Genomic DNA, 19,798 nt, shown 5'->3' on the forward strand with positions numbered 1-19,798 from the left:
TGAATTTGTGATATAATGAACATATGAAAAAAAACGTGATAATTATAGGCGGAGGGATTGTCGGCTCAACTGCCGCTTTCTACCTCTCCCAAGATGAAACTGTCAACTTAACCCTCATTGACCATGGTGTCGGCACTGCTACTCGTGCAGCTGCTGGGATTATCTGCCCTTGGATGGCCCAAAAGAAAAATAAAGATTGGTATAAACTGACTTCCGAAGGCGCAGTCTTCTATCGCAAATTGGTCGCAGATTTAGAGTCTGCTGGAGCCAAGGACATCCCTTTCAAGCAAACTGGAACTATCGGCCTGAAGAGCAAGCCAGAATTGCTAGAAAAAATCCAAAAGATTGCGGAAGACCGCCGTGTAGATACTCCCACCATTGGTCAAATTACAAGCTTGCAAGGCGAAGAAATCAGCGATTATCTCCCACCGCTCAAACCTGACTTTTACGGCATTCATTTAGAAGGAGGCGGCCGTATCGATGGTGGGCGTTTGATTGACATTTTGCAGGAAGAAGTTTTGAAAAATGGCGGAGCGCTTCTACAAGGACAGGCAAAATTGCTAGACGCTCACACTGTCGAACTAGATGGACAAGAGCTGACAGCCGACCACATCATCCTGGCTACTGGAGCCTGGCTACCACATATCCTAGAACCACTTGGTTATCGGGTGGATGTCCGACCACAGAAAGGACAATTGTTAGAATTAGACACCAAACACGACACCAACAACTGGCCAGTCTGCATGCCCTATGGGCAAATTGACATATTGCCTTTCGAAAAAGGTAAAATCATCGTCGGAGCTACACACGAGGATGATATGGGGTATGACCTGACACTTGACCCGGAAAAAATTCAAGCTATGCAAGTTAAGGCAGCCGAGTTTATGCCAGACCTAGCCAACTATTCCGTTGCCAGAACACGGATCGGAACCCGTGCCTACACTTCAAACTATGCACCATTTTATGGCAATATCGAAGACATGAAGAATGTTTGGGTTGCTAGCGGTCTAGGTTCCTCTGGTTTGACAAACGGTCCATTTATCGGCTGGCAAATCGCCCAAGAAATCTTAGGGAAGGAAACCAGCTTCGACCGCTCTGCCTATTCTCCTACTAACTACATTAAAAAACAATAATATAGCTGAAAGGCCACTCGCTCTGAGTAGCCTTTTTTCTATGACTTATCAACTTTAATCATCTTGTGAAAAAGTAACCAATAACCTACTGCCCCAATACCTAGCAGAGAAAAGGCTATTAAATAGGGAGTTTGGTCAGCCGTTTCTTTTTCTTGACTATCCGCCTCATCCCCCTTAGCTACTGCTTTTTCACTCCCTTTGCCCAGATTTTGATTGTTTGAACTGATACTTGTGGAAGGGGTGACTTGTTCCTTCTCCGAATCCTTTTCAAACTGAAAATCCGGTTCTGATGACTGATTGAATGCCCTTGGTAAACCTGTACTATTAGCCTGACCAACTGTCTCTTGCTCCACGATTAGTTCGCTAGAAATGTTGGTATTTTTATATCCATTCTCACGCATATTTAGTGTAGGTCTAATTGAAATTTTTCCTGAATACTCATTAGACAAGGAAATAATCTGGTTAAAGATTCCTCTTCCAGCCTGCTCTATTTCCGTTTTTTCAGCAGTCACATGTTCTAACTTGTCGGCCACCAAATCCTCAGAACTTGACAAAGCTCCCACAGGCAACTCATGCGCGACGGAGCTTCCATGAACGAAAACTTGACCGACGGGCAACTCATGCGTGACGGAGCTTCCATGAAGAGACAGGTGAGCAACTGGCAATTCATGGCTAACAGAAGAACCATGAAGGGACAAATGACCTACTGGTAATTCATGGCTGACCGAAGAACCGTGAAGGGACAAGTGACCAACTGGCTGCTCATGCGTGACGGAGCTTCCATGAAGGGAAACATGACCGACGGGCAACTCATGCGTGACGGAGCTTCCATGAAGAGATAGGTGTCCTAAAGGCAAGTCATATTTAACTGAGTCACCATGAATAGATAGATGACCTAAGGGCAAATCATGTCGAACTGAATCACCATGAATAGATAGATGACCTAAGGGCAAATCATGTCGAACTGAGTTTCCATGAACAATAAGATTCCCAAACGGTCTATCGTAAGCTAGAGCTTGCCCAACAGATTTCATGGGAATCCGTAAACTTTGCAGAGCGGATTGCAAGATTTCTGATAGTTCCTGCTTTGCCATAGCTTGATTGATTTGCTTCAAACCTTCAAAATATTTTTCTTCAATTAGGGCAAGATAAGATCTTTCTTCCCTATCAGAAAACTCCTCTTGAGCATGGATCGCGTGAAGTAAGCCAAATTTAGCTTCTGAAAGTTTCTGTCTGGCAGTCTGTTTTTCATCTTCCAATCCATTAAAATAAGTTTCCCAATGCTTCCGACCAAGATTGATGGTATGAACGTAGTCCAGATAAGAACCAACCGAATTTTTCACGACATTATTATTTAAACGAGGATTGCCAGAGGAATCCCGTGTGATCCCCATCCGCTTCAAGCCAATAGGATCATGTTGGTCATCCGAATCCGTAATATATACTGCTCGGATCAATCCCTTATCATCATACTCAGCCCCCCAGACCGTCACAATATGAGTAGTCGTTCCAAAAGTTCGATAGGTCAAGCCAAGTAAACCTTGATTTTCTAAGTTATTTCGAACCAAATTTCCAAAATAGAGATAATCTCCGCTGAACATCCTATCCGTCAGCATTTTCTCCTTAAATACTTCATGAAAAAAGCCACCGCGTTTATCAGGCACCAAATCAGGATTTTCTAAATTGACCCCTCCTTGACTCTTTGGGGGATAGCCATTGATAAATAGATCCACCAGGGCATCTGATACAAATCCATTTAGACGACGACCGTAATATGCCTTGAAAAGGTTAAAAATTCGGCTATTTTGCTGATTTTCAAAAGAATCTGTGTAACGTCTTATATCAGTCAAAGAATAGTCCTGCTGCCCTAAATCAGCTCCATATTTCTCACTAATATACCGTTCTACATACTCCTTATTTTGTTCCAACCACCAGTGCAACATGTTGGAAGAAACTGCCGCAAAACACAAGTTCAAATCTTCTAAGGAAGCATCCAAGCTCTTATTAGCATCATAATAACCCTTTCCGGCTTCATAAGGCATGGTATACTCAATGAATTCTCCCGTTACTTCTTTTTTAAAATCACCACCTTGCCCCATGCTAGGAGGCGTTATACCTTGTGCCCAAATAATTTCTCTGTACTGACCATCTTCGCTAGTATAAAGACTGATAGGCTGTTCAACCATATCTTTCTGGACTGCTACTGGTAGATTAGAAGGGAGGCTACTATCTTCGTGCTCAGGAATGACCTTCTCTTCCATATCTGCATGGATCTCAATACTTGTAGACTCGAAAAGGTTATCAATTTTCACTTCAAGTAACTCATTTTTCAGCTCAGAAGGGCCTACTTCATTCTCACTCCCTTGAGCTAGGTTGTCACTTTCTACTAATATATTTAGACCTGTAAACTCGCTATTATTCTTTTCCCCTTGTTCTTCTACATTTATGATTTCAAGCGATTGTGGTACCAAGTCTCCTTCCAACAGGGAAGTTTCTTCTTCTAGACTAGAAATCGTTTCTGCTTGGGCAGATAGAACAGACTGATTGGCTAGAAATAGGAAAGTCACTGGAACTAAACCAACTGCTAGTTTTCTCAACGAAAAACGAATGTGAATGTCCATATGTCCATCTCTTTCAACTTAGTCACCTTATATTATATCAATACAATTTGAATTTTGCAAAATCATACCATATATTCAAAAAAGCCTATCATTCAAGCTAAGGAGCTTGATAGAATAGAGTTTTTCTTTATACATTATTTCACAGTGCGAATACGCATAGTGTTTGTTGAACCAGCAACACCTACTGGAACACCTGCAACGATAACGATATCATCTCCTGCTTCAACAAGACCTTGTTCTTTGGCAATGCGTTCAGCCAAATCAAACATATCGTCAGTTGAATCTGGACGGTTTGTTACAACCGGGATAACACCCCAGTTAAGCATCAATGATTTTTGTACTTTCTCAGTAAATGTTACTGCCAAGATGTCAGCATCTGGACGGTATTTAGAGATTGAACGAGCTGAGTAACCAGTTTCAGTAACTGTTACAACCAACTTGATGTTCATTGAGTGACAAGCATCTTTTACTGCAGATGCAATAACTTCTGTTTTAGATGCACGGTTAAAGTGATCAGAGTTCAAACGACCGTATTCGTTAAGAAGAGTTTGTGCGTTTTTAGCAATAGTTGCCATTGTACGAACTGATTCAACTGGATATTTACCGTTTGCAGACTCACCTGAAAGCATTGTTGCGTCAGTACCGTCGATAACTGCGTTGAATACGTCAGATACTTCAGAACGAGTTGCACGTGGTTTTTCAGTCATTGTTTCCAACATGTTTGTTGCTGTGATAACTGCTTTACCAGCTGCATTCACTTTAGTGATAATCATTTTTTGGTAAACTGGAACCATTTCAAATGGTACTTCGATACCCATGTCACCACGAGCAATCATGATACCATCTGAAGCTTCAATGATTTCATCAATATTGTCGATACCTTGTTGGTTTTCGATTTTTGAGAACAATTGAACGTGCTCATTACCAGTTTCTTTAAGAATGTTACGAACTTCTTCAACATCTTTTGCTGAACGAACGAATGAAATTGCGATGAAGTTCAAACCTTGTTCCAAACCGAAACGGATATCAGCGTTGTCACGGTCAGCAAGAGCTGGGAAAGGAATTTTAGTATAAGGAATGTTTACACCTTTTTGTTTAGCGATCACACCGTCGTTTTCAACTTCAACAACAAATTCACGTTTTTCAGCATCTTTTTCGATTACTTTAAGACCTAATTTACCGTCGTCAACAAGAACTTGTTTACCAACTTCAACATCATCAAATACATCCAAACCACCTGCAACGTTCAATGCAATCACTTCGCGAGTTGACTTAATACCTTGTTTAGTTGCTACGCGGATTTTTTCACCAGTTGTGTATGAAAACTCTTTTGCATCGCCTTCAAACAATTCTGTACGGATTTCTGGACCTTTTGTATCCAACAAGAATCCTACTTTTTTGCCAGCGATTTCTTCTGCACGGCGTACAGTTGCCATACGCTCACCTTGTTCTTGGTGGTCACCGTGTGAGAAGTTGAAACGGAATACGTTTGCACCTTCGGTAATCAATTGAGCAATTTTCTGTGCTGACGCTTCTACATCAAGGCTTTCACCCCAGTAACCATCATCACCGAATTTTTTTCCACCACGGATTTCTACCGCAGGACCAAGGGTTGCAACGATTTTTACACGTTTATTCATCTTAACAAAACTCCTTTTTATTTAATGGTCTTATGACCCTTAATAACACTTTAATGAAATGTCAAATTAGATTGACAAGTTACGGTTCAATTCAGCCAGATCCAAATCTGCTTTATGTGGATTGTTCACGACAATCTTACCTTCTGCAGTCAAGCTGAACAATGCTCCTTCTTCCGCAGTACCAAGAATTGGATTTTCAACCATTTGCTCGTTACGGATACCTACTGCAAGACCTCCACGTCCTTCTTTAAGCAATTTAACGGCATGAGCACCCATACGAGAAGCGAGTACGCGATCACGCGCTGTTGGAGAACCACCACGTTGGATATGACCAAGTTCTGTCACACGAAGATCACTTGTATCGCCTGCTGCTTTCAATTCTTCAGCAAACTGTGCAGCTGGCATAACACCTTCAGCCAAAACAATGATGCTATGTTTCTTACCATTGTCGTAGCCCGCTTTAATACGGTCAACAATATCGTTGATATTGAAGTCTTCTTCTGGAACAACGATAACATCTGCACCAGAAGCAATACCAGCCCAAAGAGCGATGTCTCCCGCATGACGTCCCATTACTTCAACAACGAAAGTACGACGGTGACTTGATGAAGTATCGCGGATTTTATCAATCGCATCCATAGCAGTTGTTACAGCTGTATCAAAACCGATTGTAAAATCTGTACCCACGATGTCATTATCAATTGTACCAGGTACACCAATAGCTGGGAAGCCATGCTCCGTCAAGCGCATTGCTCCGTGGTAAGAACCATCACCACCGATAACAACTACACCTTCGATACCATGTTTTTTCAATTGCTCAATCCCTTTAAGTTGCCCTTCTAATTTGGCAAATTCTGGATAACGAGCTGAACCAAGGAATGTTCCGCCACGTGAAATAATATCACCTACAGAACGTGCAGACAATTCATGGATATCACCCGCAACCATACCTGCGTAACCTTCGTTGATTCCATAAACTTCCATTCCTTCTGAAATTGCTTGGCGAACAACTGCACGAATAGCAGCGTTCATACCAGGGGCATCACCACCACTGGTCAAAACAGCAATACGTTTCATTCGTTAATGCTCCTTTAACTTTTCATTTTAACTGCCCTATTATAACATACTTAACCTAAACTTGCTTGACTTTTTGCTATTTTTTTATCGAAAAATCGTTTTCATAACAAATTCACTTAACTCTTCTTCTAATTGAGGCGTTTTCATAACCATGTGGTGCTCAGCCTGAATTGTCTGATTACTATCTTGATAATGAAGTACTACTGGAATGCTTCCTCTATATTTATCCAAAATACGAGCAACAGCATAATCGTGTTCTCGATTTTCCAAAAGAATCCAAAATTTCTCCAAACTGACAGGCTCTAATTTTTCTAGAACTAATTGCAACTGTCCATCACGCTCTTGCACTCTACCTGTGATGTACCCCATTCCCCCTTCTTCCAAAACAGAAGCGTATTGGCGATAAGATTCTGGGAAAAGAGTTACGTCAAGCGTCCTTTTGGTATCTGTCACTCGAAGAAATGCCATCTGCTCCCCAGTCTTTTTGGTACGAATCAATCGAATAGCTTGAATCTGCACAAGAACGGTCGCTCGATTGCCAACCGCCAAATCAGCCAAATCTGTAAAACTACGCTTAGACTCTCGACAAATATTGACTAACGGATGCGGACTAATACCAACACCTAGCAATTCTTGCTCTAGCATAAATTTTTCGCTGTCGCTGTAATCTTCCACATCTGTCCAACTATAACTCTCCTCTGCAAAAAATGTACCAATTGCCTCTGCAAAGACAAAGAGATTGTCTAGATTTTCAATAATCTTTTTACGATTGGCGTCAAAATCATCAAATAAACCAATCTGAATAAGAGGGATTAGTAAATCTTTTTTCTTGAAATTATCTGGCAAGCGCAAAATAAAATCTTCTACAGACCCATAGGGACGATGATCCAATATCCATAAAGCTAAATCTTTAGGCAAACCTTTTAGTGTTTTTAATCCTAGGTAGACCTTACTTTTATCAAACTTATCGTGATAAGGAATATTGTTAATCGTGAGTCGAGCTACCTCAAAGTCAAACTGCATCGCATCTTCAATATAAGCACTGCTAGAATGATTGAGCATGACATCAAAAAAGACATCCGTATAGTGACTCTTGAAATAGGCCATTTGAAAGGCTAAGGCTGAATAAGCATAGGCGTGGCTACGGTTAAAACCATAACCAGCGAACTTAGCCATCATGCCAAATATTTCCCTTGCATTCTCTTCAGCATGTCCGTTTTTCAGTGCTCCCTGTAAAAATTCCGCTTCCATTGCCTGCATTTCCTGGGCATTCTTTTTAGACATCGCCCTACGGAGTAAATCCGCCTTGCCAAGCGTAAATCCTGCATAAACCTGTGCAATCTGCATGACCTGTTCCTGATAAAGCATGATACCATAAGTCGGTTGTAAAATAGGAGCAATGGTTGGGTCCAACAAATCAACTGTCTCTTGTCTATGTTTGCGTTTTACAAAGTTATCAGAATAATCACTAGCTCCCGGTCTATTCAAACTCGTTGTTGCAACTATATCTTCAAATCGACCAGGTTTGACCCTTCGAAGCAGGCTAATCGCACCAGGCTGTTCAAATTGAAAAATTCCCTTAGTCCGACCAACAGCAAAAAGCTCCAAGGTTTTCTTGTCTTCTAAATCAATCTTGGCAATATCAATTTCCTGCTGATAACGTTCACGTACTCCTTCTGCCATTTTTTGCACAAAGGTCAGATTTCGTAAGCCAAGGAAATCCATTTTCAACAGACCATTCGCCTCAACAGCATGTGCATCATATTGGGTTACCAGCATGTCATCCCCTATTTTAAGAGGGATGGTATCTGTCAAGTCCTCATCACTCATCACTATCCCTGCTGCATGGATAGAAGTCTGTCGGGGTTGCCCTTCAATTTGTTGAGCAATCGCAAAAGCTTTTTGGTACTCTATCTTACTATTGATAATCTGACGAAAAGCGGCATTTCGCTGATAGGCAGAAGTAAGACTATCCCTAAATGAAATTTTCTTGGTAATATTACTTAACTCATATTCAGGTGTTCCGAAACGCTTAAATACATCACGAATAGCCTGCTTAGCTCCAAATGTCGAGTAGGTTACAATTTGCGCAGCATGGGTTGAACCATAACGATCTCGTACATAACGAATAAAATCTGCTCGATGAATATCTGGAATATCAATATCAATATCGGGCATTGAATAACGTTCAGCATTGAGAAAGCGTTCAAATAGAAGATTATGCTTAACTGGATCAATACCTGTGATATTTAAGGCGTAGGCAACTAGGCTTCCAACAGCTGAACCGCGCCCCATTCCCATGTAGTACCCTTGGCTACGTCCAAAACGAAGTAGGTCCCATACAATCAAGAAATAATCATCAAAGCCCATTTGATGAATAATGGATAATTCCTTTTCCAAGCGTTCCTTATACAGTGAATTAGTCAAGCCCTTCTCTTCTAATCCTTGATAGGATCGCTCGTATAATTCTTCCACTGCAGGTCTGTCACGATTAAAACGCGGCAATTTTAAATCTGTATTTAATTGATAAGAAATCCCTGCAACCAAGTCACGTAAATTATCAACTGCTTGCGGAAACCGATTAGAAAATAGATTGGTTAAGCTATCAGCCGATAAAAGCTTTTGTCGACTATCTATATCTGCAACTTGATTAAGTGGAATATTATCTCGAATAGCATGTAGAACCTGTAGACTTTCCAATTGTTCCTCTTCAAAAAAACGAACCGTATGAATTGGGAGTATTGCTTGCTTAAAGTCTTGAACTGGTGTATCAACCGTCACTCCGATATAATAGTTAACACCTAACTCAAGGTGCTCAATGCCAGAAAAATAAGGAACAACCACTGCTATGTCGACTAAATATTGACGAATAGTTTCAAAATCATCTTGTCCTGTCATCTTAGCAGTCGAAATTTTCAATAGATTGCGATAACCTCTGGTTGTCAGAGCAATCAATTGAGTAGTGACGTTCTGCTCCCCTCCCTGTAATTTCCAGTCCAGTTCACAACCAATAATTGGTTGAAGCCCCATTTTGTTACAGGATTCCATAAAACTATAGGCTGCATAAAGACTGTTTTTATCCATTATCCCCAATGCGTGGTAACCAAGCTCTTTAGCCTTGCCTACATAATTTTCTATCGTCACCATGCTATCCATAAAGGTATAAACTGTCTTTGTATCTAATTGTGCCAGCATGGTATTCTCCTTTTCATGTTTCTTCTATTATATCAAATATTTATCCAAAAATATTTTTTAAAAATTCAAAACATTTTTCTTGCTAATTTATATAGTTTGTTGTATTATTAAGATAAGACATAAACACGGTGTCATCCTAGAAAGGAAATGATTATGGCTTGGAAATTTGATAATAACATTCCCATCTATATTCAAATCAGCAATACTATTAAATTGCAGATTGTGACTAATCAATTAAAATCTGGAGATAAACTTCCCACTGTTCGTGACTTAGCCGAAATTGCTGGCGTCAATCCAAATACCGTTCAGCGCGCTTTGTCTGATTTAGAAACGGAAGGCTTTGTTTATTCGGTTCGCACAACAGGTCGTTTTGTAACAGATAATCAAGAATTGATTACACAAACTCGCCTACATTTAGCACAAAAAGAACTCGAGAATTTTGTGAACAATATGTTAGATTTGGGGTTCAAACACGACGACCTCACTGGCCAGTTAGATGATTATTTGAAAGGAGTCACTTATGAATAACGCATATACTTTGGTTGAGCTACAACAAGTTTCAAAATCTTATGGTGGAGCTGTCGCCCTAAACAATGTCAATTTGAAGTTGACTGCTGGAAAAATCATAGGACTTTTGGGACCAAATGGTTCTGGTAAGACGACGTTAATCAAACTCATCAATGGACTATTGCAACCTGAGTATGGTCAAGTCCTTATCAACGGTCGCACTCCTTCACCTGAAACCAAGGCAATCGTATCCTATTTGCCAGATACGACCTATCTTGATGAAAGCATGAAGGTTTCTGATGCTATCACCTTCTTTACTGACTTCTATGCTGACTTTGATAAAGAGCGTGCCCTCCATCTCTTGCAAGACTTAGGAATTGATTTGAACAGCCGCATGAAACACCTGTCAAAAGGGAACAAGGAAAAGGTTCAGCTGATCTTGGTAATGAGCCGTCAGGCACAACTCTATGTCTTGGATGAGCCAATTGGTGGTGTTGACCCTGCTGCTCGTGATTATATTTTAAAAACCATCGTCAATAACTATTCGCCTACTGCCTCTGTTATCATCTCCACTCATTTGATTTCAGATGTTGAACAAATTTTGGACGAAGTAATTTTCCTTCAATATGGTAGCGTTATTCGCCATGAAAACGTGGATGACCTTCGTATTGAAAGTGGCGAGTCTGTTGACGAACTCTTCCGCCAAGACTTTAAGGCTTAGTTAGAAGGAGATTGCTATGTTTAAGAAATTACTCAAATATGAATTTCAATCCGTTGGAAAATGGTATCTAGGAATTTATGCCGGGGCATTGGCCCTATCTATCATACTCGGGTTTTGGTTACAAGCTTTGAGCTTACGGGCACAAGCTGGAAGCACTGAACCTGGTGGTGCTGAAATGGTCCTTTTCGGTACTTCCTCCATGACCTTCGGTATCTTAATTGCAGCACTTGGTTTATCCACCTTTTTCATGGTTATTAACCGATTTAGAAAGAATGTCTATGGTCGTCAGGGCTATTTAACCATGACCTTACCGGTCTCCAGCCATCAAATTATCCTCAGCAAACTCTTGGCATCATTGGTTTGGTACATATTAGCTGGAATTACCATTATTCTTTCTATTGGAATCATTTTAGCGGTCCTCATGCTCGGAAGTGAAGAATTCATGATTCCTGAATTGCATACTGTTGTACAAGCATTAGACTGGCCTGTCATATTTGCACATCTATTCTATATGCTGATTGAGTCAACAATGGGAATCTTGCTGATCTACTTCTCCATCTCAGTCGGTCAATTGTTTAAAGACCACCGTCTTCTGTTTGCCATTTTGACCTATATTGGCATTTCAATTGTAGTTGGTGTGTTTGGAACTCTCGTTTTTACCAATTATCTAGAGAACCTTTATTATGCCGCGCTACCATTATACCCAAGTCCTATCTTGGCCTTGATCAATATCATTCTGGCCTTTGCCTACTATTTTGGTACACACTTTATCATGACCAAGAAATTGAATTTGCAATAAGAAAAAGCTCTTTGCCGGTCGTTTTGACATGGCCTAGAGCTTTCTTTTTACAAATTATACTTTTGAGCTAGGACATCAAGTAAGTTCGCCTTTTCTTCTTCACTGGCAAAGCTTGCTTGAATAGCATTTCTGTTGAATTGATAAAATTCTTCCTTGGTAGTTCCAAAATACTCTACAAATAGCTGATATTCTCTATTAAGTGTAGTATTAGAAACGGTACGATTATCTGTGTTGATTGTGATGTTTGCTCCTGCCTCAACTAGCTCACGATATGGAAAATGTTCAATCGAATCAGCTGCACCAGTTTGAAGATTCGATGTTAGACACATCTCAAGCGTTGCTCCGCTATTGACAAAAGCTTGGATAGCTTCAGGATTGCGAGTAAGTGCTGTGCCATGACCAATTCTTCTAATCCCAAGTTCAAGAGCTTGAATCACATTGGTCACGCAACCACACTCACCAGCATGGAAGGTCATGGGATAACCTAAAGACTGAGTAAATTGAATAATATCCCGAAGTTCTTCCGTAGGATAGTCTGCTTCATTTCCTGCGAAATCAAATCCCACAAGTCCTTTTGGTGCCAAATCAGCAATAGCCGAAAAGAGTTCCTTCGTTTGATTCGTATTCGTTTGCTTTAAACCACAAACCAGAAGTTTAGCAACCACTCCAAAATCTTCCTGTCCCCTGTTTAGTCCAACTAAAACTGCTGAGACTGCTTCTAAAATAGTCAAGTCTTGATCCGTCGATAGTTCAGGTGCAAAACGAACTTCAATGTAAATGACCTTATCACTTGCAGCTTGTCGTACAAGATCATAGGCTGCCAATTCTAAAGCTGTTGCAGTTTGTAAGAGTGGGCGAACAAAATCAAATAACTTTAAATAAGCCATTAAACTATCAACTTTTCCATGAACACTAACTAATTTTCTTAATGCCTCATCTTCTGCAGGAATAGTAATCTTAGCCATCTGTGCCAATTGTCGAATGACTCCGAGGGACAATGAGCCATCCAAATGGCAATGCAATTCTGTCTTGGCTAATTCTTGTACATTCAACATCAACACTTCCTCTTTCGTAAGTAGATTGTTAACTATCATATCATATTTTTGACAAAATACAAGACAATATCCACAAAAAATGAACATTATTCTTATTAGATAATTTCAAGTGCAAGAAAAAAAAGAACGATTTTCATCGTTCTTGCCATACGGAAGACATGGGATTCGAACCCACGCACGCTGTTACACGCCTACCGCGTTTCCAACACGGCCTCTTGAGCCTCTTGAGTAATCTTCCATATATGGAGCTGGTGGGAGTTTTCAAAGTGTTTTCAAAACAGTTGTTTCAAGAATTGTTTCCACACTTTGGTTATCACTCTATAATTATTGTAACATAAAACTCCTGATTTAGTCAATACATTTTTGAGAATACCTACTGGATTAGGTGTTCTTTTTATTCGCTTTTTGTGTATTTTTACACCATATTGACACCTTCAAAAATTTCAAAAAGGGAAAATTGTGCACGGAAGAGGGCGGCGTTGTGGAACCACGAACGAACCATGCCCCGTTCAAAAAAGTTGGGGGTATTTACGAATTTTATCGTCATCCCGCTCCCTTTATCGTCTGCTAGCGTTGTTTTAGGTTTACGTTATAATTGACAGAATAACATAAAAAACAGCTCAAACGCTTGATATTATGCGTTTTATTGCGTCAACCTGACAAACTTTCTACCATTTAAAGCCAAAAAAATAAACCTATCCAAAAAGATAGATAGGTTTGACGCTTGTTTTTGATACTGTTCTGAGCGATTAAAAAATATTTTAAATTTTTTTATAAAAATGCTTGACATAGTTTTAACACTATGATAAACTTAAACCATCGAAAGGGTGACAGACTTTCGAAATCCCCCGAGATTCTTAATCAAGGGTAGAAAGGGGGATGAACTTATGGCTAAACATTTGTCTAGGCGGAAACGTTTAGAAAAAGAAAAAGAGCTGAAACGCTCTGAACGGATAAGCTTAGCGATTGCAGTCGCTCCGATTATCTGTATCGTTCTTGAGTTTGTTATCAAGCTCTTCGCCTAAGTTTTTTCAGGGCAAGCCGTGAGGCTTTCCCTACCCTTGATAATAGTATACCAAAGGAGGTATCAAAATGCAAGAAAAAAAGCGTAAAGGATACGCAACGCAAGCCCAACAGCGTGAAGCAGATAGACGTTACTATCACGCAAGCGAAGAGAACAGACAGAAACGTCTATACTTACAAGCAAGAAGCACCGCTAGAAGTTTCATCAAGAAGCGTGCTACGCTTGAAGATTTAGACATGTTGAATGACTTAATTTCAGAGGAAAGAAAAAAATTTTAAAAAAATTTATCTTTTCCCTTGACATAGTTTTGACACTATGTTATACTTAAACCATAAAGAAATAAAAAAAGCTCCTAACGTGACTAAGATTGGCGTCTGACACGTTAAGAGCTGAACACCCTACTACCAAGTAGCAAGATACTAATATTGTATCATGCGTGCTTGGTCTAGTCAAGTACGCTTTTTGCGTACCTGATAAAGCCCTTTGACAACTAAACAGGTACACATGATATACAACAAAATCCCTGACCTTATGCGGTTTCTGAGTGTTTTAAAAAATTTTTTTTTAAAAATTGCAAAAAAACGCTTGACAATTAAACGGCTATGCCGTATAATAATCTCGTAAGCTAGTTCAGGAGCTTACAAAACAAATCCCCCTGAACGATGCCATGGGTAGAAAGGGGGTGAGGAAACTTATGCGTAGGCGTAAGAAAAAAGAAAAAGAGTTCAACAGCTTATAACTGATTCAGCTAATAACGGGAATTATTAACTTAATCATTATTGTTCTAGAACTAATTAAACTCTTCTTCTAATTCCTCAGAGGTTGAGAAAACTCTCAGCCTCTACCCTTGGCATAAGTATAACATAAGGAGCAGAAAAATGCAAGAACCGAAACGCCCAAGAGGACGACCGCCAACAGGCAGAGAAAGAAACAAGTTACTTAATATACGAGTAACAGAGGAAGAAAGAAACCAAATAAAACAATCGGCACATAATAACGGTATGACCGTAGCGGATTGGATAGTTTCGAAAATAGAAAAATAAAAAAAGACTTGAACGGCTCAAACTTCGACCCTCGAACCGTACCAAGTCCCGTCCCCATACTAATACCAAGGTACTAGCAAGGTATACATAGTATATCATGAAGTACCTGATTAGTAAACCCCATCAGGTACTTTTTTAGTACCTCAAAAAAAGAAAGAAGGTACACCATGAAACACTTAACACCCGAACTAATCGCAATGAATGAACGCATTAAAGCCTTTAATGCAAAACGCCAAGAAAGCTTGAAACCAGCAAAAACAAAAATCAAAGTTGAAACAAGTATCAATCAACACGGCGCCCTAGTTGGTGATGTGCTTTGCTCAACATGGGGATACGACCAAACCAACTACGATTTTTATAAAGTCATCAAAGTAACAGCCAAAACTATAACAATCGAAAAGTTAAACGGATACGACAAGGGGACTATTTTAAAAAATAAAAAAACTCAATGCTACATGAGAGACGGTTCAGAATACTGCATCACTTTAAACAGCTATTCCAGCGCATCATGTCGTATTGCAGACCGATTCGCGGAAGGAATGTACAAACAAGCAGAAGACGAAATGAACAACCCTTACAGAAGCCAACACTAACATAGAAAGAAGATACAACATGACAAATCTAGAAAACATTAAAGCAAACAATAAATTAATCAAAGAATTAATCTCGCAAGGCTATCGCGTTGCGTGGAATCAAGAAACAAATGAGACTGAAATATTTGCCAAGGTATCTTACAGCGATATCAAACGAGACTGTAACGGATTTGTTACTGGCGACATTTGGCAAAAAGTCGGGCATGTAAACCGAAATTTAGCACAAACAATTATTTTGTAGTTTGAAACGGTGACAGAATAGACAAATACAGAGCCGTCTACACGGCGGCTCAATTTATCAAAAAAAGGAGTTAGTAACATGAGACAATTATCAGGATTGTATATCAACCATAAACAAGAAAACTACTGCATCCTATCTGATGCAGATACAGCCAGAGCCATCAAAAAACGTTGCAAAGGAAGTGAAGAAATCCCGAAAATTCTTCACTTCGGCAACTGCGATGTTGAGCTATTTGAGGTTGACTCCGCTGAGTTATCTCAAAGAATCATGGCTCTTGAGAATCAATTTTACGAAGATATAACAAAATACAACTAAACAGAGAACAGACAAATCCAGAGCCGTCTATACGGCGGCTCAATTTATCAAAAAAAGAAAGAGGTAAATATAATGGCAAATTATAAAAAAATTAAACAATTTGAAAATACAGGTATTTTAGTCAGTGATTGGATTACAAACAAAGAAACATTAAAATGTTTTAACTCAGAAAAACACTGTGTAGCTTACTACTCAGAAACTTTCAGAGGGGACACCACACACTACTACAAAATCGTACCCAAAGATCGGTTAAGTAGCAACGGCTTTGAATTTGTCAGTGAACTACCAACACCTGCGGACCAAGACGCTATTTATAAACTAATCGACAAACATTATAACCATCGCTAATTTTAAACATAGAAAGAGGCAAAAACATGGAACAACTAACCAAGCAATTTGAAGCAATCGTATCACGTTATCACGAAAGTGATGGCGACCGAAACAACCTCGAAACGCTCAAGACTGACATTCAGGACTTACTTGGAAACATCACACTATACTACCCGATGAACTTACCGTTTTAACTCTAGCAAACCGCTAGGGTTTTTACTTTAATACATAACCATTCTGAAAACGTCCTTATTTTGCGTTTTTAGGCACTTTATAGCACTCTGGTGCATTTACCCTACCAGGCAATTAAAACGCTATACAGGATAATTCTGAGCCACTAGGCAATATAAAACAAAAACACCCCCAGCAATCGCTGAGGGGTTTTGCTGTTTTGCACGTTTTGAGCAAATAGAAATCAATTCTAGCAACCATTGTCGGCAAAAAACGGCAATTTTTAAAAACGTTCGAGATAAAAGTAAGTATTTTTCTATCAAATTTTGAAAAAACGCTATTTTTTTGAAATTCGGGTAACAAAAAAAAGCCCCAGCAAACGCTGAGGGGCTACAACCAAACTATATCTGTTATTTTTGTTTTTCTAACTCTAGTATATTTTCTAGCCGAAGATTCATGGAGTGTAACTAATCTATAAAATCCGCTCTTATCTCTTCTTAAGCCTAAAACCTTTACATTACGATTATCTCCCTCAAAGAAAACCAAGTCAAGATTCATGCTATTCTTTGACAAATCTTTTCTAATGACGCAATATTCCGTCGCCTGCTTCATAAAAATTTCGGCGATAAATGGGTATAAGGCAACTCTACGAGTTACTTCTCTATAACTTGGCAAACTCTTAAAATCGGACAAATTAAATTTTCCGCTTTCAATCTGCGACAACGTCCGACTAGCATAGTCACTTGTTATTTTGTGCAAACCGAAAAGATGGTGCAAATCCGTCGCTTGAAAATGTACAATGAGGTTTGTTAAGTCACTATAATTAGTGGATACTTGGCATGATTTTCCGACAAAATTTTTCCGATAATCTTTAACAAGTTCTCTTAATTCCACACAAGACTCCATTATAAAAATAAAAAAGCGCTGAGCAAGTTTCAACCCTTGCTCAGGTTAACGATTAGTGGTGGCAAGTCACTAACTCCCCTTAGTGCTTCTTAGGCTTATCACCAGGGAACAGTTTTAAAGCTCTGCCAAGCCATATAGAGCGCTTCACTATATGTCTGTGTCACCACAGATAAAGCCGAGATGGTTAGAAAGGAGGTGATGAACGGAATTTCATCTATTTTCTTAACCACGTACATTATTTCACAACTTATCATAACTTGTCAAGAAAAATCTCGCAACCATTATTGACAAAATGGCTATTTTGTCAATAATACACATGATATATTTATTTTCCATGTGCGAATCGAAATCATGCAAACCGTTGATACGACTGCGTTTGTCTATTTTCCAAGCAAATTCCATGTGCGAATTAATGTGCGGTTCCATTCTATTTCAGCAAACAAAAAAAGCCCAGCAGACCGCTGGGTTGAAAAACTATTTAAACGTACCATAAGGTACGACATTGCGCCGATTTGACTCCTCGCCTGCTGCTACATAGCGACGTACACCGCTATGGCTAACATACGATACCCAAATGTATCCATCGGCAATATAGACCGAATCATAATTAAACTGCTCGCCATTCGTGTACGTTGCCACAACTTTACCGTCTACACCAGGCTTGTCTCTGACATTGAGCAGAGATACTTTAACGGTCATTGTCCCCTGCTCGTCTTTGACCTTACCGAGATTGCCACTACTTGCCTGTGTTGCCACTGCAGCAGAGTCGCTATAAGGTGGATAAAACCAACCAACAAGATTGCTGATTTGCTGGCTAGCATATTGAGCAGGACCACCGACAGACAGATTACCAACAAGATTTTGCTCAATGGTTTGGACGGTATTGCCACTAACACCGATAATCAGACCAGTATGCCCATAGTTGATACCGTCACCTGCCCAGTAATTCTTGACAAAGATAGCCCCTGGACGTGGACGTTCTGAGGTGGGCATGTAATGCACCTCAAAGTCGTGTTGTTTGGCTGACTTTATCAAATCAATGGCATTGCCCCAAAGAGCCTTGCCGAAGAATTTTCCGCAAATCCAGTTAGGTAGGTCTACACACTGCTTACCGTACCAACCATCATAGTCTACACCTTGTCCACGGTTGGCAAGGTCTTTGGCAAAATTAACTACTTCATTTACTGTTGTCATTTTCTTCTCCCTTCCAACTATCATTCATCTGTTTTACAGCTGATTCAATAAAGGTTTCCAACTGTGTTTCGGTCATGTAAATGTTGTATTTGGCAAGCTGGCTATTTATACGACGCTTAGCCATGTCTAACTTATCGACGTGCTTATCTTGGTCTAATTTGGTAATCTGTTCAACAGCATTAACCGCATTGCGCGCCAAAATCTCTGTGATTTCAATGGCTCGCTTACCGCCCTTAGCAATCAGATACTTCTTGATTTCGTGGATTATTACACCAGCAACAATGCCGAAAATCCCAGTTGCTGTGCCTAAAATAAGCTCTGTTAAATGATTCATTCTACCCCTCCTTCATAGGCAATTGAATATAGATTTGGTACATAGTTTCAATCTCACCATTTCCGCCTAAAATTTTATAACTATCAAAAAGCTTGGCAATCTCTCGACGTTCTTCCAGCGTTGTCCAACCACGGGCAATTGCTGTGTCCAAATCCTTGTATAACGTATAACGACGGCTACTTCTACCGCTGTTTTTCAAAGTGTCCATTTCCTCTTGGACAGCGACCAAACTGACTTGGTTGTCATCGGCGACTTTTTTTAAGTTGGACACATCATCCTTGATGTCTTCCATACCCTGCTTGAGTTCGCCGAATTGTGCCTTATTTAGATTATTAGACCGTGCTGCAAGATAGCCAAAACCACCAGTAGCGATGACACCAATAGTAGGTGCCACCGCTCCGATGATGTGCAAGATTTGATCTGGCATAGGCTACTCTTCCTTCGGCTCAAGTTCAGCCAAGATAGCATCTTCCACCTCGTAGCATTTTTCACGGAACTCAGCTTCTTGCTTGCGCATCTCTTTGCGGTTAGCCGCATAGAGTTCTTGATTGTACACAGTTTCGAAAATCTTCGATACGCCTTTATTATCGATATTGACTGTATAAGTTTTGACAATCTCATCACCGATTTTTAAGTTTCCGATTAGTTGAGTAGTTTTCATAATTTCAAGTGTCATGATTATTCTCCTTCGATGATTTCTTCCGCTGGTTTAGTAGCTTCGTCCAGTTGCGTGTTCAATTCTGCAATCTCTGCTTGCAGTTGTGCGATAATCTGCTGTGCCTCTGTCAGCTGTACAGCTAACAGATTCTTAGTTGTCATCTCCTCTGACAGTTTTGTCACGAGGTCGTTATTAGTCAAGCGTAAAGCTTGTGTGATTTGTTCTTGGTTCATAATTTCTC

General features: G+C 39.9%; 24 protein-coding genes and 1 tRNA gene. 12 read left to right on the forward strand and 13 right to left on the reverse strand.

What is annotated here, in order from left to right; genetic code table 11:
- Positions 1-23 precede the first annotated feature (23 nt).
- Entirely contained in the window at positions 24-1,133 is a 1,110-nt protein-coding gene (locus K6969_RS07070) for an NAD(P)/FAD-dependent oxidoreductase (RefSeq protein WP_029173285.1), read from the forward strand.
- 38 nt (positions 1,134-1,171) lie between these two features.
- On the opposite strand, the gene K6969_RS07075 is transcribed toward K6969_RS07070, so the two are convergent.
- The 4 genes from K6969_RS07075 to K6969_RS07090 all read right to left on the reverse strand — a co-directional run bounded on the left by K6969_RS07075 (position 1,172) and on the right by K6969_RS07090 (position 9,666).
- Positions 1,172-3,754 (reverse strand): IdeS/Mac family cysteine endopeptidase, encoded by a 2,583-nt coding sequence (locus K6969_RS07075; RefSeq protein WP_171942482.1) that lies wholly within the window; start codon positions 3,752-3,754, stop codon positions 1,172-1,174.
- Positions 3,755-3,888: 134 nt separating this feature from the next.
- Complete coding sequence (pyk, locus tag K6969_RS07080; protein ID WP_029173283.1) at positions 3,889-5,394, reverse strand: pyruvate kinase; 1,506 nt, start codon at positions 5,392-5,394, stop codon at positions 3,889-3,891.
- A gap of 66 nt (positions 5,395-5,460) precedes the next feature.
- Positions 5,461-6,471: a 6-phosphofructokinase gene (gene pfkA, locus K6969_RS07085; RefSeq protein WP_002940961.1), complete on the reverse strand. Its 1,011-nt coding sequence runs from the start codon at positions 6,469-6,471 to the stop codon at positions 5,461-5,463.
- A gap of 84 nt (positions 6,472-6,555) precedes the next feature.
- A complete protein-coding gene (locus K6969_RS07090; protein WP_029173282.1) occupies positions 6,556-9,666 on the reverse strand; it encodes a DNA polymerase III subunit alpha in 3,111 nt (1,036 codons plus the stop codon).
- Positions 9,667-9,819: 153 nt separating this feature from the next.
- Between K6969_RS07090 and K6969_RS07095 the strand changes: the two genes are divergently transcribed.
- The 3 genes from K6969_RS07095 to K6969_RS07105 are packed head-to-tail and all read left to right on the forward strand — an operon-like array spanning position 9,820 to position 11,693.
- A complete protein-coding gene (locus K6969_RS07095; RefSeq protein WP_014638280.1) occupies positions 9,820-10,194 on the forward strand; it encodes a GntR family transcriptional regulator in 375 nt (124 codons plus the stop codon).
- Positions 10,187-10,894 (forward strand): ABC transporter ATP-binding protein, encoded by a 708-nt coding sequence (locus tag K6969_RS07100; protein WP_029173281.1) that lies wholly within the window; start codon positions 10,187-10,189, stop codon positions 10,892-10,894. The genes K6969_RS07095 and K6969_RS07100 overlap by 8 nt, the downstream gene beginning before the upstream one ends.
- Positions 10,895-10,910: 16 nt before the next feature.
- A complete protein-coding gene (locus K6969_RS07105; RefSeq protein ID WP_029173280.1) occupies positions 10,911-11,693 on the forward strand; it encodes a hypothetical protein in 783 nt (260 codons plus the stop codon).
- A gap of 47 nt (positions 11,694-11,740) precedes the next feature.
- Here K6969_RS07105 and add read toward each other — a convergent pair whose 3' ends face one another.
- The 3 genes from add to K6969_RS07120 all read right to left on the reverse strand — a co-directional run bounded on the left by add (position 11,741) and on the right by K6969_RS07120 (position 13,295).
- Positions 11,741-12,748 carry an adenosine deaminase gene (gene add, locus K6969_RS07110; protein WP_029173279.1) on the reverse strand — a complete coding sequence of 336 codons (1,008 nt, stop codon included), beginning with the start codon at positions 12,746-12,748 and terminating at the stop codon, positions 11,741-11,743.
- Positions 12,749-12,898: 150 nt separating this feature from the next.
- Positions 12,899-12,986: transfer RNA gene (locus K6969_RS07115), tRNA-Ser, on the reverse strand.
- Between the two features lie 177 nt (positions 12,987-13,163).
- Positions 13,164-13,295 (reverse strand): hypothetical protein, encoded by a 132-nt coding sequence (locus tag K6969_RS07120; protein WP_301540396.1) that lies wholly within the window; start codon positions 13,293-13,295, stop codon positions 13,164-13,166.
- Positions 13,296-13,635: 340 nt separating this feature from the next.
- Between K6969_RS07120 and K6969_RS07125 the strand changes: the two genes are divergently transcribed.
- The 8 genes from K6969_RS07125 (at position 13,636) to K6969_RS07160 (ending at position 16,488) form a co-directional block, all read left to right on the forward strand.
- Positions 13,636-13,773, forward strand: coding sequence for a hypothetical protein (locus K6969_RS07125; protein WP_161944859.1), 138 nt, complete (start codon positions 13,636-13,638; stop codon positions 13,771-13,773).
- 67 nt (positions 13,774-13,840) lie between these two features.
- A complete protein-coding gene (locus tag K6969_RS07130; protein ID WP_105101099.1) occupies positions 13,841-14,050 on the forward strand; it encodes a hypothetical protein in 210 nt (69 codons plus the stop codon).
- A 600-nt stretch (positions 14,051-14,650) separates the two neighbouring features.
- On the forward strand, positions 14,651-14,815 hold the full coding sequence (locus tag K6969_RS07135; RefSeq protein ID WP_153308778.1) for a plasmid mobilization protein: 165 nt from the start codon (positions 14,651-14,653) through the stop codon (positions 14,813-14,815).
- 167 nt (positions 14,816-14,982) lie between these two features.
- Positions 14,983-15,408 carry a hypothetical protein gene (locus K6969_RS07140; protein ID WP_171942481.1) on the forward strand — a complete coding sequence of 142 codons (426 nt, stop codon included), beginning with the start codon at positions 14,983-14,985 and terminating at the stop codon, positions 15,406-15,408.
- A gap of 19 nt (positions 15,409-15,427) precedes the next feature.
- On the forward strand, positions 15,428-15,649 hold the full coding sequence (locus K6969_RS07145) for a hypothetical protein (protein WP_171942480.1): 222 nt from the start codon (positions 15,428-15,430) through the stop codon (positions 15,647-15,649).
- 78 nt (positions 15,650-15,727) lie between these two features.
- Positions 15,728-15,964 (forward strand): hypothetical protein, encoded by a 237-nt coding sequence (locus K6969_RS07150; protein WP_171942479.1) that lies wholly within the window; start codon positions 15,728-15,730, stop codon positions 15,962-15,964.
- A gap of 72 nt (positions 15,965-16,036) precedes the next feature.
- Positions 16,037-16,312 (forward strand): hypothetical protein, encoded by a 276-nt coding sequence (locus tag K6969_RS07155; protein ID WP_171942478.1) that lies wholly within the window; start codon positions 16,037-16,039, stop codon positions 16,310-16,312.
- Between the two features lie 26 nt (positions 16,313-16,338).
- The gene (locus K6969_RS07160) at positions 16,339-16,488 is read left to right on the forward strand and encodes a hypothetical protein (RefSeq protein ID WP_171942477.1); all 150 of its coding nucleotides are present in this window, start codon (positions 16,339-16,341) and stop codon (positions 16,486-16,488) included.
- Between the two features lie 367 nt (positions 16,489-16,855).
- Here K6969_RS07160 and K6969_RS07165 read toward each other — a convergent pair whose 3' ends face one another.
- The 6 genes from K6969_RS07165 to K6969_RS07190 form a co-directional block, all read right to left on the reverse strand.
- Positions 16,856-17,359 carry a PBECR4 domain-containing protein gene (locus tag K6969_RS07165; RefSeq protein ID WP_074392616.1) on the reverse strand — a complete coding sequence of 168 codons (504 nt, stop codon included), beginning with the start codon at positions 17,357-17,359 and terminating at the stop codon, positions 16,856-16,858.
- A 486-nt stretch (positions 17,360-17,845) separates the two neighbouring features.
- On the reverse strand, positions 17,846-18,565 hold the full coding sequence (locus K6969_RS07170; RefSeq protein ID WP_321537348.1) for a CHAP domain-containing protein: 720 nt from the start codon (positions 18,563-18,565) through the stop codon (positions 17,846-17,848).
- Positions 18,549-18,899 carry a phage holin gene (locus K6969_RS07175; protein WP_024379216.1) on the reverse strand — a complete coding sequence of 117 codons (351 nt, stop codon included), beginning with the start codon at positions 18,897-18,899 and terminating at the stop codon, positions 18,549-18,551. Before K6969_RS07175 ends, K6969_RS07170 begins: the two co-directional genes overlap by 17 nt.
- 1 nt (position 18,900) lies before the next feature.
- On the reverse strand, positions 18,901-19,326 hold the full coding sequence (locus K6969_RS07180; protein ID WP_171943223.1) for a hypothetical protein: 426 nt from the start codon (positions 19,324-19,326) through the stop codon (positions 18,901-18,903).
- A 3-nt stretch (positions 19,327-19,329) separates the two neighbouring features.
- Complete coding sequence (locus K6969_RS07185; protein WP_171943224.1) at positions 19,330-19,575, reverse strand: hypothetical protein; 246 nt, start codon at positions 19,573-19,575, stop codon at positions 19,330-19,332.
- A 2-nt stretch (positions 19,576-19,577) separates the two neighbouring features.
- On the reverse strand, positions 19,578-19,790 hold the full coding sequence (locus K6969_RS07190) for a hypothetical protein (RefSeq protein WP_029174509.1): 213 nt from the start codon (positions 19,788-19,790) through the stop codon (positions 19,578-19,580).
- Positions 19,791-19,798 lie beyond the last annotated feature (8 nt).

This window comes from Streptococcus suis, from assembly GCF_019856455.1.
GTDB classification, from domain to species: Bacteria; Bacillota; Bacilli; order Lactobacillales; family Streptococcaceae; genus Streptococcus; species Streptococcus suis_AE.